Annotated in this window: 12 protein-coding genes, 1 tRNA gene and 1 pseudogene; 3 read left to right on the top strand and 11 right to left on the bottom strand. The window is 48.6% G+C overall.

The features are described from left to right. Positions 1-42 precede the first annotated feature (42 nt). The 5 genes from FPL14_RS24410 to FPL14_RS24390 all read right to left on the bottom strand — a co-directional run bounded on the left by FPL14_RS24410 (position 43) and on the right by FPL14_RS24390 (position 6,482). Positions 43-1,110: a LacI family DNA-binding transcriptional regulator gene (locus FPL14_RS24410; protein WP_182300178.1), complete on the bottom strand. Its 1,068-nt coding sequence runs from the start codon at positions 1,108-1,110 to the stop codon at positions 43-45. A 90-nt stretch (positions 1,111-1,200) separates the two neighbouring features. Continuing rightward, positions 1,201-2,031, bottom strand: coding sequence for a carbohydrate ABC transporter permease (locus tag FPL14_RS24405; protein WP_182300177.1), 831 nt, complete (start codon positions 2,029-2,031; stop codon positions 1,201-1,203). Between the two features lie 2 nt (positions 2,032-2,033). Further along, on the bottom strand, positions 2,034-2,912 hold the full coding sequence (locus FPL14_RS24400; protein ID WP_182300176.1) for a carbohydrate ABC transporter permease: 879 nt from the start codon (positions 2,910-2,912) through the stop codon (positions 2,034-2,036). A gap of 146 nt (positions 2,913-3,058) precedes the next feature. Beyond that, positions 3,059-4,570, bottom strand: coding sequence for a response regulator (locus FPL14_RS24395; protein ID WP_182300175.1), 1,512 nt, complete (start codon positions 4,568-4,570; stop codon positions 3,059-3,061). Beyond that, positions 4,563-6,482, bottom strand: a complete 1,920-nt coding sequence (locus tag FPL14_RS24390; protein ID WP_182300174.1) for a sensor histidine kinase — start codon at positions 6,480-6,482, stop codon at positions 4,563-4,565. Before FPL14_RS24390 ends, FPL14_RS24395 begins: the two co-directional genes overlap by 8 nt. Positions 6,483-6,639: 157 nt before the next feature. Here FPL14_RS24390 and FPL14_RS24385 point away from each other — a divergent pair, with 157 nt between their 5' ends. Next, the gene (locus FPL14_RS24385) at positions 6,640-7,212 is read left to right on the top strand and encodes a xanthine phosphoribosyltransferase (protein WP_182300173.1); all 573 of its coding nucleotides are present in this window, start codon (positions 6,640-6,642) and stop codon (positions 7,210-7,212) included. A 73-nt stretch (positions 7,213-7,285) separates the two neighbouring features. Here FPL14_RS24385 and FPL14_RS24380 read toward each other — a convergent pair whose 3' ends face one another. Further along, entirely contained in the window at positions 7,286-7,837 is a 552-nt protein-coding gene (locus FPL14_RS24380; protein ID WP_182300172.1) for a WGxxGxxG family protein, read from the bottom strand. Positions 7,838-8,206: 369 nt separating this feature from the next. On the opposite strand from FPL14_RS24380, the gene FPL14_RS30130 reads away from it, so the two are divergent. Next, positions 8,207-8,323 (top strand): sporulation protein YjcZ, encoded by a 117-nt coding sequence (locus FPL14_RS30130; protein WP_229264011.1) that lies wholly within the window; start codon positions 8,207-8,209, stop codon positions 8,321-8,323. A 184-nt stretch (positions 8,324-8,507) separates the two neighbouring features. On the opposite strand, the gene fur is transcribed toward FPL14_RS30130, so the two are convergent. Next, on the bottom strand, positions 8,508-8,990 hold the full coding sequence (gene fur, locus FPL14_RS24375; protein WP_182300171.1) for a ferric iron uptake transcriptional regulator: 483 nt from the start codon (positions 8,988-8,990) through the stop codon (positions 8,508-8,510). A gap of 176 nt (positions 8,991-9,166) precedes the next feature. Here fur and FPL14_RS24370 point away from each other — a divergent pair, with 176 nt between their 5' ends. Further along, positions 9,167-9,529 (top strand): winged helix-turn-helix transcriptional regulator, encoded by a 363-nt coding sequence (locus FPL14_RS24370; RefSeq protein WP_182300170.1) that lies wholly within the window; start codon positions 9,167-9,169, stop codon positions 9,527-9,529. A 37-nt stretch (positions 9,530-9,566) separates the two neighbouring features. On the opposite strand, the gene FPL14_RS24365 is transcribed toward FPL14_RS24370, so the two are convergent. From FPL14_RS24365 to FPL14_RS24350, 4 genes and pseudogenes are all read right to left on the bottom strand, one after another. Beyond that, positions 9,567-10,982 (bottom strand): hypothetical protein, encoded by a 1,416-nt coding sequence (locus FPL14_RS24365; protein WP_182300169.1) that lies wholly within the window; start codon positions 10,980-10,982, stop codon positions 9,567-9,569. Between the two features lie 280 nt (positions 10,983-11,262). Then, positions 11,263-11,442, bottom strand: a pseudogene (locus FPL14_RS24360) (hypothetical protein); the annotation flags it as partial. Positions 11,443-11,514: 72 nt separating this feature from the next. Further along, complete coding sequence (locus tag FPL14_RS24355) at positions 11,515-12,030, bottom strand: hypothetical protein (RefSeq protein WP_182300168.1); 516 nt, start codon at positions 12,028-12,030, stop codon at positions 11,515-11,517. A gap of 201 nt (positions 12,031-12,231) precedes the next feature. Continuing rightward, positions 12,232-12,318 (bottom strand) — tRNA-Leu (locus tag FPL14_RS24350). Positions 12,319-12,335 lie beyond the last annotated feature (17 nt).

Raw genomic sequence — 12,335 nt, 5'->3', positions numbered from 1 at the left:
TCAGCTCCTCTTTATCGGAAACAGACATCGGGAAAAACAACGCTAGATAGACCCGGTTGACGGAGCCTTTCCAGTCGAATCTCGCAAAATAAAATCGCCTGTTAGCAATATTTTCTCCTTCGGGCTATCGGGATGACCTACGCGCCTCAGCAGCATCTCGACCGCCCTATAGCCTAACGCTTCTTTGTTGACGTGCACGGTGCTAAGCGATGGTTGCGCTAATACGGCATCTTCGATATCGTCGAAGCCGGTAACGGAACACATGGAAGGCACGTCTACGCCAAGCCTTGTCAGAACGGTCATGACGCATATCGCCAACGAGTCGTTCGCGCATACGAAGGAAGTGGGAAGCTCGCCGTTCTCTTGCATTTTCTTAAGGATCTTATGGAGATTGTCCGTTATTTCCGAACGATTATCGCCTTCGAGCGCCAACAATTCCGCGTTCTGGTTCAATGGAATGTTCGACTCCTCCAAAATCGAGCGAAACCCGAGCCAGCGGTCGTAGAAGCTATGAGAATAACGAATATTCCCAACGAACTGAAAACGAGCATGCCCGATTCCGGCCAAATAATTCGCGATTCTCCGGGAGCATTCATAGTTGTTCATAAACAAAACATCCGAAGGAATGAGCGGATCTTCATGGTCGATCAGAACGAAAGGAACGCCCCAATTGCGGATGTCGAGAAGCAATTGATTCGAGATCAGCCCGACGCCGATCAATCCGACGACCCCCTCCGGATTGATCAGCTTGGCCAAGTTTTCCTGAACGTGTTCGGTAACGATAACCATTCCGAGCCGGTTCGAGTCCAGCACGGCCGTAATCCCGTCAAGGATTCTGCCCCAATAGTATGACTGCCTGTTCTGATACCGGATATTGGGAATTAGAACGACGATCGTATCCTTTTGATCCAGCTTTTTTTCCGTATTCCGTTTAGCCGAAGGCCTTGTTTTTTTCTGGGCGAAATACCCGAGCTGCGTTGCCGACTGGATGATTTTTTCCCTGGTTTCCGTGCTGACGCCCGACTTTCCGGATAGAGCCTTGGATACGGCGAATTTAGAAACGCCGACATAATCGGCGATTTGTTGCATCGTTACTTTCCTCATCGACATTACTTGTTCACTCCGCTCTAAAATGGACGAAATAGGTTATTCGTTATAATAACATATTTCATTTGTTAGCGGAATTCTCATTTGTTTGGTTTATTTTACGGCACCGTTCGTCACGCCCGCGAAGATAAATCGCTGGAGGACTAAGAAAATAACGACGGTCGGGATAAAAATAACCATGATCGCGGCGGATATCAAATTCAATTGAGCCGCATTAGGTCCAACGAATGCGGATATTGCCGTCGATACGACTTGGAGCTTCTCCGCTTGCATAAACAGAAACGGAACGGTGAAATCATTGTATATCGATATCGTCTTCAGAATGACCAGCGTTGCCGTAGCGGGCGCGAGCATCGGGAATATAATCGAGCGGTAAATCTTAAACAAGGAAGCGCCTTCTATCATCGCGCTCTCGTCCAGATCCTTCGGAATGCTTTTGACGAATTGCAAATAGATGATGATCTGCAGGACGTCGGCCCCCATATAAAGCACCATGGCAACGGCCAGCTTGTTATACAGCATTAATCCTTTCACGACGCTGAAAAGCGCGACTTGCGTCGTAATCGTCGGGATCAGTTGCCCGATAAGAAACAAACCCACGATCGAATTTTTCAGTTTGAACTCGAATCGGCCGACAGCGTAAGCTACCATGGATCCTAACAAAATGTTTCCGCAGACGGCGACAAGAAGGATCGTTATGATATTCATGAAACCTACGTCCAGCCTGCCTACCTCGAATACCCGCGCGAAATTATCGAAATTCAAGAAGCTGTCGGGCAGTCCCAAGCCGCTGTCGTAATATTCCTCGCGCGTCTTGAATGCTCCTACGAAGACGGAATAGATCGGAAACAATACGACGATCGTGGCGAGAATCAAGCTTGCGTACTTGAACACGGTGAAAAATCGATTTTCGTAGCGGTCCATCGTCATTCCTCCCCTCTGAACAGTAATTTGCGCTGGATGAGAATGACAGCGACAACCATTAATAACAAGACGACCGACATGGCAGAAGCAAGTCCGAATTTCTGATAAGAATAGGCCGTATCGATCGCTTGCAAGACGAACGTATTCGTACCGTTTACCCCGTTCGTCATGACCTTCGGAATATCGAATACTTCAAGCGCGCCGGTAAGCGTCAAGATCATCATCAATTCGATAACTCTTCGTATGCTCGGAATCGTGATAAACCGGAAGCTTTGCCATTTGGAAGCGCCGTCGATTTTCGCCGCTTCGTACATGTCGTCAGGTATCGATTGAAGCGCCCCGATAAAGATAACCATGTTCAAACCGAGAAATTTCCACATCGACACGAAAGCCAACGCAAAATTGTTGAAACGGGTATCGGCCAGCCATAATTGCTGCCAAGACTCCAATCCGATCGAGCCAAGAATCGTGTTAATGACGCCATACTCCGCATGGTACATATTCTTGAACATGATAGCAGTCGCTACGCTATGCAAAATATAGGGCAAGAAAATAATGACGCGGAAGAAATTCCGCCCCCGGACTTTGCCGGTCAAGATAACGGCGAAATACAAAGCGATGGCTAGCTGGATAAGCCCGCCGATAAAGTAATACAGATTGTTCTTGAATACGCCGAATAATTCCGGACGGGCGAACACTTCCTTATAATTCTCTAGGCCGATCCATTTCATGTCGAAACCGAGGCCGTCCCATTCCGTGAAGCTGAAATAGAGCAAGGCCGCTGCCGGATAAAACGTAAAAGTGAACAGCAGCGCCAGCGGTATCGTCAGAAACCCGAACAAGATCAAATACCGCTGTGTCTTGTAGCTGAAGTTAAACATTTCATTCCCTTCTTTCTAATGCAATCGTCTGTTGTTGAAATGAGACCGTTTTCACGAAACTAATTATACGACCTTTTGTTATGTAATATAAGGTGCTATGTTTGTTTTCCTTGTCTTCAATTTAGATAACACGAACCTAAATATCGCTATCTGACCCGATCACGGTACTCTTTAGGCGTGCATCCGACCGTTTTTTTGAAAATTTTGTTGAAATAAGCCGGATCGAAATAACCGACTTTCTCTCCCACTTCATAAGTTTTTAGAGCCCGCTGATCTCTCAGCAACTCCTTTGCGCGTTCGATTCTCACGGAAATGAAATATTCGGTCAGCGTTTCCCCGGTTTCCGTCTTAAACAATTTGCTTAAATAGCTTGGCGTCAAAAAAACCTTCTCCGCGAGTCGATTGAGCTCCATCTCCTCGGTATAATGATTCCGAATATAGGCTTTAACCGTCTCTATGACGCGATTTTCCTGACGGGCAAGCTCCTTCTCGGATAGAAGCTCCATGATTAGGCCGAGAAAATACGATGTGAACGCTCTCGCATTCGCAAAGCTTTCCGGCCGCTCGATAATCATAGATTGCGTCTGTTGCGGCGGCTGTCCGTGATCCTCGCTCCCCCTAGGAAGAAGGGCATGTAACGCCACGCAAGCATCGAACAAATCGTTCCATAGCGGCCGGCGTTCGATCATTTCTTCGACCCATAGATGCAGAGACTCGCGGGCGCGCTCGTAGTCGGCCAACGCAAGCGCCTCGCGGAACGTTCTGTCGATAATAATGTAAGGGTTGGCAACCGACTCTTGCTTCTTGGGCAAATCCGAATAGACGGAATAGCCTTTTTTCGCATCCGAATACCAACCGTGCTGAACCGCTCTCTCCGCCTGAAGGTAGGATTGCCTCAACCAGTTAGAGCCGTTGAATACGTCGCTGCAGCCTAATTGCCCGCAAAACGACGCCGGCAAACGATAGAGCAACGTTTGGGCAAGCTCCTTGGTCGTATCCGCGTGATCCCTGTCGCCGATACATACGATCGCCGCCGTCGTCTGTTCGTCTCGTTCGACGAAAAACCACTCTCGCTGCGTACCGGCTACGGCGAATTGCCAATTCTGCCGCGTGACGACCGGATTCCCCCTGAGCACGAACACGGCGAAATGGCTCTGCAAAGCGGGAATCGCTTTCAGATATCTAGAAGCCGCTTCCGTCATATGCATAGGCAAATCTTCCGAATCGTTCAACAGCAGCAGTTTCAAATGGTCTTCGGCGTTAAACTTGTTTTCGTTCCCTATCTGCTCCAGATCTGTCTTTACCTTAACCAGCAAACGCTCTAAATCCGTCTTGTCGACCGGCTTCAGCAAATATTCCATCGCTCCGTAACGAAGCGCTTGACGGGCGTACGAGAAATCGTCGAAACCGCTTAAGATCGCGAACTTCATTTCCGGACGCATCGACTTGACTTTCTCAACCAGTTCCAAACCGTTTAGCTTCGGCATTTTAATGTCCGTTATGAGCAAATCCGCTTCCACGTTGTCGATATCGGCCAGCAGTTCGATTCCGCTCGCGTATATCCCCTTCACTTGGTATTCCTCGCCGATTTGGGAGATGAGCTTGACCAATCCAAGACGAATGCGTTCCTCGTCGTCGACTACGATTATGTTAACCATGCAGCAATACCCCCTCTTTCGGATTTTCGGGAAAACGAATGATGACCTTCGTTCCCTTCCCTTTTTCGCTTTCCACCGTGATGCCGTACATTTCCCCGTATCTAAGCTTTAGCCGTTCATGGACGTTCCTTAATCCGATCCCTCTACCCCTCTCCTCCGTCACGCTCCCGTCCAGTCGAGACCTTAACCGGAATAATGCCTCTTGGCTCATTCCGATTCCGTTGTCCTCGATCGTGAAGACGTGATTTCCTTCTTCTAGGGAATAGTCCATGCGGATTTCCATCCCTCGCTTCGACTCGTCCATCCCATGGTAGACGCTGTTCTCGACTATTGGTTGAAACAGCAATTTCATAAGAGGCATATTCGAGTTCATCGGCTTGTTAGGAAAATCGAACGTGAATTTATTACTATATCGGTAGTTCAATAGCTGAATATACATCTCTAGATGGTTCAATTCCTGGGTTAGCGTAGCCGTTTCCATTCCCGAGCCGATGCTATAGCGGAGCAATTTGCCCAGCAGCATAGCCATATCGCTCACTTCCGAGTCGTCGTTGATTACGGCCGTCATTCGTATCGCTTCCAAGGTGTTATAAATGAAGTGCGGGTTAATCTGGTTCTGCAAAGCTTCGATCTCGGCTTCTTTCTTTCGTTGTCCGACGATATATACATCGTCGACGAGCGACTTGATCCGGACGATCATTCGGTTGAAGGCGTTGCCTACAAGACCGATCTCGTCACGCTGCCGCACGGGAAACACGACATCCAGATTTCCATTCTGCACTTCCTTCATTAATCTTACGAGCGAACGGAGCGGCTGGGTCAAAGCAAGAATCAATACCAGCGAGATGACCAATGCAAAGCCGATAATCGCGACCGCGGTCCATTCCGTTATGTTTCTCGTCTTGACGGCTTCTTTCGTCAGTTGGCTTTCCGGAATCGTAATCAATATTTTCCAACCCGTCTTAGGCGATTGCTTATAGATCGTCAGGATGCCCTGGCCGTTAAGATTACCGTGAAAGCTTCCTTCTTGTCCGTGCGCTTGGATAAACAGTTCGTTTTCCTTAAAATTCTGACCTAAATATTTCTTCTCGCTATCGAATACGACTCGCCCTTCTTCGTCTATGATCAACGTCGTTCCGTGCGTGTCCTCGTCCAAATCTTTAACGAACTTCTCGATCACGCTAATGTTCGCGTCGATCGCGATCATGCCGATCTGCTCGTACGTGGGGCCGATGATCGCTCTGACGACCGTGAACACGAATTGGCCGCTCTGATTCGCTCCCAATACTTCCTGCGTGCTGACAAGCACGGGCCTGCCGTGCGCTTCGGTCGCCAGCGTTTTCCATTTCGGATAAACCGCTTCCAAATCGTTGCGGACCCCGCCTCCGCGAACAACGTAATAAGGATGATCGTATTGATCGAACAAATAGACCGTATTCGTTCCTTGCTTGATCGTGTTGAGAAAGTAGATGCTGTCCCTGATTTTTCCTCCTATGCCGAACCGCTCGTAACCGTCCTCGGGTTGCATGATCGGTGCTTGCTCCATTTCCATCACTTCTTCCCCTTCCGGTAACCTTGCTCCGGAGTCGGGCTCTTCTTTGGACAGGCGCTCGTAATATTCGTTGGACAACACCAAGTTATCCATGATGTTGTCGACATAAGAAGGAATGATCGATATCTTTTTCATGTCCTCCATATAGTCGTCAAGCTTGCTGATCACGATGTCCGAAACTTGGGAAACGTAAGTGACCGTGTTTTTCTCGATAGACCCTTGGTAGCGCTCGGAGGAGAGATAACTTAATATGCCCATCGGCAATATAATGAGAAACAAAAAAACGGTAAACAATTTGCTTTCCATTCTTTTGACCGGCAATTTCACGATTTTCTGCAATTCGGCGATCCATCTTTTCATAGCTGCTGGTCTCCCTTAACGAACTCGCAATCCATCAGTATCAAGTTAGTTTGTTACCTTTAGGCTTCACCCAGTTTAACATAATTTTATGCTAACAAATACGGCTTTTCCCTAACTCGCTTGCAAATGTTAAAATGATTGAAAAGGGGGTCGAACGATGGAGTTACTGAAGAAGAAAATCGTGGAGGAAGGGGTCGTGCTCAGCGATCAGGTGTTGAAAGTAGATTCCTTTCTCAATCATCAGATCGACCCTTCGCTAATGCAGGAAATAGGTAGAGCATTTGCCAACCGATTCCGCGAGAGCGGAGTGACGAAGATCGTGACCATAGAATCGTCCGGAATCGCACCGGCGGTTATGGCCGGGTTGGAGCTTGGAGTTCCGGTTATTTTTGCGCGGAAAAGAAAATCATTGACGCTTCAGGACGACTTGTACACGGAGAAGGTATATTCGTTCACGAAGAAGGAGGAAAGCGAGGTCTCCGTCTCCCGGAGGCTATTATCGCCGATCGATCGCGTCCTGCTAATCGACGACTTCTTGGCGAACGGAGAAGCGGCGCTAGCGATGGCAAGAATCGTCGAACAAGCTTCGGCCAACGTAGCCGGGATCGGAATCGTCATTGAAAAGGCATTCCAGAATGGTAATTCCAAGCTCAAGGAGAAGGGTTACCAAGTCGAATCCTTAGCTCGTATCGCTTCATTAAAGAGTGGGTTCGTGGAGTTCATCGATTAAAATCAACGGTCTTAGGAAGCCCAAATCCCCGCCCTCCTCGAATGAGGCGAACGGGGAATGGGGAACTTAAGCGTTAGCGAACTTCGTCTCTGCTGCGGCTGCGCATGCCCGCTAAACCGAACAAGCCCAACAATCCTAACCAACCCCAGCTAAAACCGCGTCTAGGCGTTGTTTCCATTGCTCTGACCGTATTGTTCGTTCGGGTCGTCAAATTCGTCGTATTGTAAGGACGGTACGCATTCATTCTCGTCGAGTCGTAGTTGCCGTAGGTACCATTGACGCCATATGGTCTGTAAGTCCCATCGTTGTGATACACGCCTGTTCCTGCCCCGGTGCCTGTTCCAAACCCTGTGCTTGTACCTAACCCAGTGCCTGTCCGGCTACCGTTCAACCGATTATAATAATAGCCGTTGGTTGTCCCGTCGGTTCCGTTCGTGGTCAAACCGTTCGTCGTTCCGTTGGTCGTTCCGCTCGGGTAATAAGTTTTATTGATTCCCGGCTGGCCCGTCAGCGGATTGTTGTCCACATTCAACTTCCCAGGCGTTGTCGTTTCGGCGAATGCAGGGACCATCAGAACGAGCGACAAACAAGCGAACATCATCAAACCGGACAGAAACTTTCTCAAGATAAAACCTCCTTCAGTATAATGGATTACCCTCATAAGGTGTCCCCGCGGATTCGTTTTATTCCGTGGAATATATCCAGATCAGCTAATCCCAAGGAGATGGACGCGAGCCCGTTTCCTCGTCCAGCGTCGGCTTGCTTAGTTCTTTGCGGACTTGCGATGGCTCGCAACGTTATTCAACCGCAATCTTCGATCAATGAGATTTTTCCGCAATCGCCCTGAACTCCTCTATTCCATCTGTCTCCGCATTAAAATAAGCATTATTATTTTTTCTGCCAACTATTAGGTTGATGTACAAACCAACTATCGATATAGACATAAGCTACATATATGACTCAACGTCATAATAAAAGCTCGGTGGTGAAAGATTTGGGATACCCTGTTGCAGGTGAAGGTTGCGGCTACGGTGGTGGCGGAATGGGTGCTGCTGCTTTCGCACTTGTACTTTTCGTCCTCTTGGTGATCATCTTGCGCGCCGGATATTAATGAGTAAAGGCTTTTCTTACCCGCCAGTCCCCACGGAATGGCGGGTTTGTCGTTAATTAAATTCCGCATATCGCCGTTTTTCGACTTTTGAAGACAAGCTATCCCGAAATTAAAATGGATCCCATTGGATAAGACAACCCCCGAAGGCTCTGCCTCCGGGGGTTGTTGTATGCATACATTCGGATCAGGACACCGCTCGCCCAACCCTTTTGCAAGGTTTGCTGTTGTTTTTGCACGCTTGGTATACGCCCCTGAAATCCAGACGATGATCAGTTACTTGGAAACCGTATTCGAGCGCGATTTTTTGCTCCAAGTCCGTTAGCCAGTCCTCTTCGATTTCCTCAAGTGCGCCGCACACTTTGCAGATAAGATGATGGTGCATGTGCTCGTGCCCTTCCATGCGAAGATCGAATCGGGCCACGCCGTCCCCGAAGTTCATCTTCTGTACGATATGCAATTCCGCAAGCAGTTCCAGCGTACGGTATACCGTAGCTAGACCGATATCGGGAAATTTTTTCCTCACCAGAATGAACACGTCTTCGGCGCTCAAATGATCCTTCTCGTTCTCGAGCAACACCTTAACCGTAATTTCGCGTTGAGGAGTTAATTTAAAGCCTTTGACCGTCAGTTGGCGGTTAATCTTGTCGATTTGTTCCACGATATTCATCTTGCTGGACACCTCCGCTTTCAAACGACATAAGTCCGTATCCGTTAATCATAGCGGAATCGAGGCGAAAAATCAAAAACGAAACAGCAGTGCCGACTTGAAGCAGCCTCTTGCCTTTGTTATAATCCCTATTAATCACAGTTAATTACTTAACTTTATGGAATGAGGTGGACCCGTTGATTCAATTCAGAAATAATGAGTACCGATGCACATCCGAAGTGATGCTGGACTTAATTAGCGGCAAGTGGAAAATCCTCATTTTAAGTTATTTGTCCGATAATACGTTCCGTTTTAACGAATTGCAGAAGCTAATGCCCGGGGCAACCCAAAAAATGTTAACGATGCAGCTTAGGGATTTGGAAAACGACGGCTTGATCGTCCGTAAAGCGTATGCGGTCATTCCTCCTAAAGTCGAATATTATCTGTCCGAACAAGGACTTCGGCTAGTTCCTATGCTGCAAATGCTCTGTACTTACGGCGCTGAGTATATCGATAGCATCAACGGTTCGCCGTTGGATTCGGAAAATAAACATGCCTAATTCTGCGCTATGCCTCTGCCAGGCCGATTCCTCTTCCTTAATGAATGAGAAACTTCGCGCCGAATCCTTTGCCTGCCCGCTCGGATAACGCGATCTCCTCTGAATCTCCGCGATCAAGCACGATGACGTTCTCGGGATAGAGCTTGCCTAGAAGCGCCCATCTTACGAGTTCATTGCCGCCCGTGTCAATCAGATGAATGCCCGAGTCGCAGGTGACAAGATCCGTCAACCTCAGTATATCCGTTGCATCATGGCTGAAAATGTCCGAGTTGTTGATACGCGTTAAGTCGCTTTCGCCTTTCTGCGGGCGATATTTGAACCGATGTCCCCGCAATGCCTGCCCTAGGTCTACGGAATAGTCGGTTGAATCGATACGAAACCCGTAATCCAGCACAACTCGGTCTGCTTCCCTGCCGGCAATCCTGAGATACGCTTCGCCAATGGATCCGGACTCCCGCCTCGTTCTTCCCCCGAGACGAACGACAGGCGTTCCTGAACCCGCATGGCTTCGAGGCGCTGAATAGTAATCCGGGTAAGCATAATCGAATGCGAATTCGGCTTGACCGTCATTCGAATCGGCCTCAACCGTCCGTACCGGATACCAACGGAGCAGATAAGCCGGAGCTTCCGCTAGGGGTACAGCCAAGCTAGCCGGAATGATCGTGCCAAGACGGTATTGAAATCCGTAACCTGCCGTAGTCAAACTTGTACCTAGCACGCTTTGGGCATAACGCACGAGGGTTTGATGAGATATCGGCCTGACCATGATTTCGGCGATAAATCCCGAATGGGCTTGCTCCATTTCGCGCAATCCTTTCACCCTTCTATCGCGGAGCTCGATCGGCACTTCTCCCCAATTATCGAACGGGATAAGCGCATCCCTCAGGAGTACGATTTGATGCAAATACTCGTTAAATAACTGCATGACCGCCGGTCCTCCCGAAGGTCCGGTCAACAGGTCCGTGACTTTATGCGTCCATAGGTGATGATCGCACCGACTCCTAAATACCAAGCTGCCTAGAACCGTTTCTCCGTACTTCTTTAACGCCAATTGCCGCGAATTGAATTCCCGTGCCCAGCCCGTAAGGATAGTCCCGATGCGGTCCGCTTGCCGGGAGAGCTCGTTTCTAGCTTTATCCTCAATAATGAGCGATCCGACGGGTAAGGAAGTTTCTCTGCCGGCAACGGCCAAAGTCGCTTGAATATTGCTTAACAAGGCCTCGGCATCCGCAGCCGCTCCAAGCTGAACATGTATGGCCTCAAGAAGCGTCCCTAACTCCCGAACGATGTCTTTGGCGCGATAGATTCCATCGGGCAAATCCCAATCCCACACCCCGTCCGAATCAGAGCGTTTTACGGAAACGTTGGAAGGGTAGCCTACCCGTTCTTCGATATCGATAGCCGTTCCCCAGTTAATGCCGAGATCTCCCAGTGATAAACGATATTGCGACATGATTGCGCCTCAACTCCTTTTTCAACTAGATTATCAACCCCCTTTTCTTTTGAAAAGTACGCACTTTATTGTATGGAAGGATCATTTCGGTGGGATAGGATACGAATTGAAACCGTGATTGCGCGACTAAAAAAAAACGGAGTGGAGTTTGGCGCCATGCCTTCTCCATTCCGTCTCTATATCGTACACTCGGTTATTTTTATTCTATTCGCTAAACAAAGGCACGAGTTGAATGCCCTCGGAGGAGATTCGCACGAGGCCTTTATCGGAAATTCTTAGCGCTCATGCCTTTGAGGATTTCGCCTGAACAAACGTTTACTAACGTCCCGTTCGTAATGACCAGCGTCGCTTTCTTATCTCCGCGCGCCGTAGCTATCAAGTCCGCTATTTGATCGGCTAACGGAGTTCTTGAGAATTGCAGCAATGTGGCTAACCCCTTCCATCTACCGTATGAATCCATTATGCCACAACCGCGCCAAGACAAACGGGACTGCCCGGGAAGGCTCGTCCCATTTGTCTTATGCCTGCTTTTTTATTTGCGTCTGCGTTTTGCCGCGCGGCGAATTCTTGCGATCCTTACGGCTCTAAGAATTTCACCAAAGTTATTGCCAGTCAGGCCTTGAGCTTGAATCGTTTGGACATCGGCGATTGTTAGAGGCGTAGAAGTGACGACTAGCGACGATGCTTCGTTGTCGAAGTTGAGATCGGTAAGATCGTTCACCGTCGTATTGGCCGTGAAGATTTCGAAATCCCCTTGGTAATTGGATTCCCTGAACAAAACGGCGGATCCGGGCGCATTCGTTAGTCGCAAGCTCTCGATATTGTCGTTCAAACCGACCCTAGACAAATTCCGAATTCCGAGATTACCCCTGTAGGTTCTGCTGAGTCCGGTTAAGTTCGGACCCGTAAACACTTGAAGCTGCGGATCGAGCAGCCTTGCGCCTACGCGTCTTGGTTTAAGATAGGGTTTAGGTTTTGCCGCGAGTTTTCTTGTTCTTTTGACGAGTCTAGGCTTGGCTGCATATTTCCTTGTCGTTCTTCTGATCAAATTTGATTTCCTCCTTTATGTTTGATAATTCAATCTATGGAGGAGGAGGAAATAAGGTTTGTCCATTTAACCATTTCCACGTCTAATTTTCCGTTAATCCATTCAAACGTACGGATAGAAAGTAACCCGGAGGCATTATTACCCATGTTCTTAAACGCAAAAAAGCTCTGGATACATCCAGAGCTCGTTCATCGTATAGGTTGGTGCGGTCGAGAGGACTCGAACCTCCACGGCTGTTACACCACTAGAACCTGAATCTAGCGCGTCTGCCAATTCCGCCACGACCGCACGTTTCTGACCACATT

It is taken from the genome of Cohnella cholangitidis (assembly GCF_014107495.1).
Lineage (GTDB): Bacteria > Bacillota > Bacilli > Paenibacillales > Paenibacillaceae > Cohnella > Cohnella cholangitidis.
The sequence above is the reverse complement of the archived record's forward strand: the minus strand, read 5'-3'. Positions and strand labels throughout refer to the sequence as shown.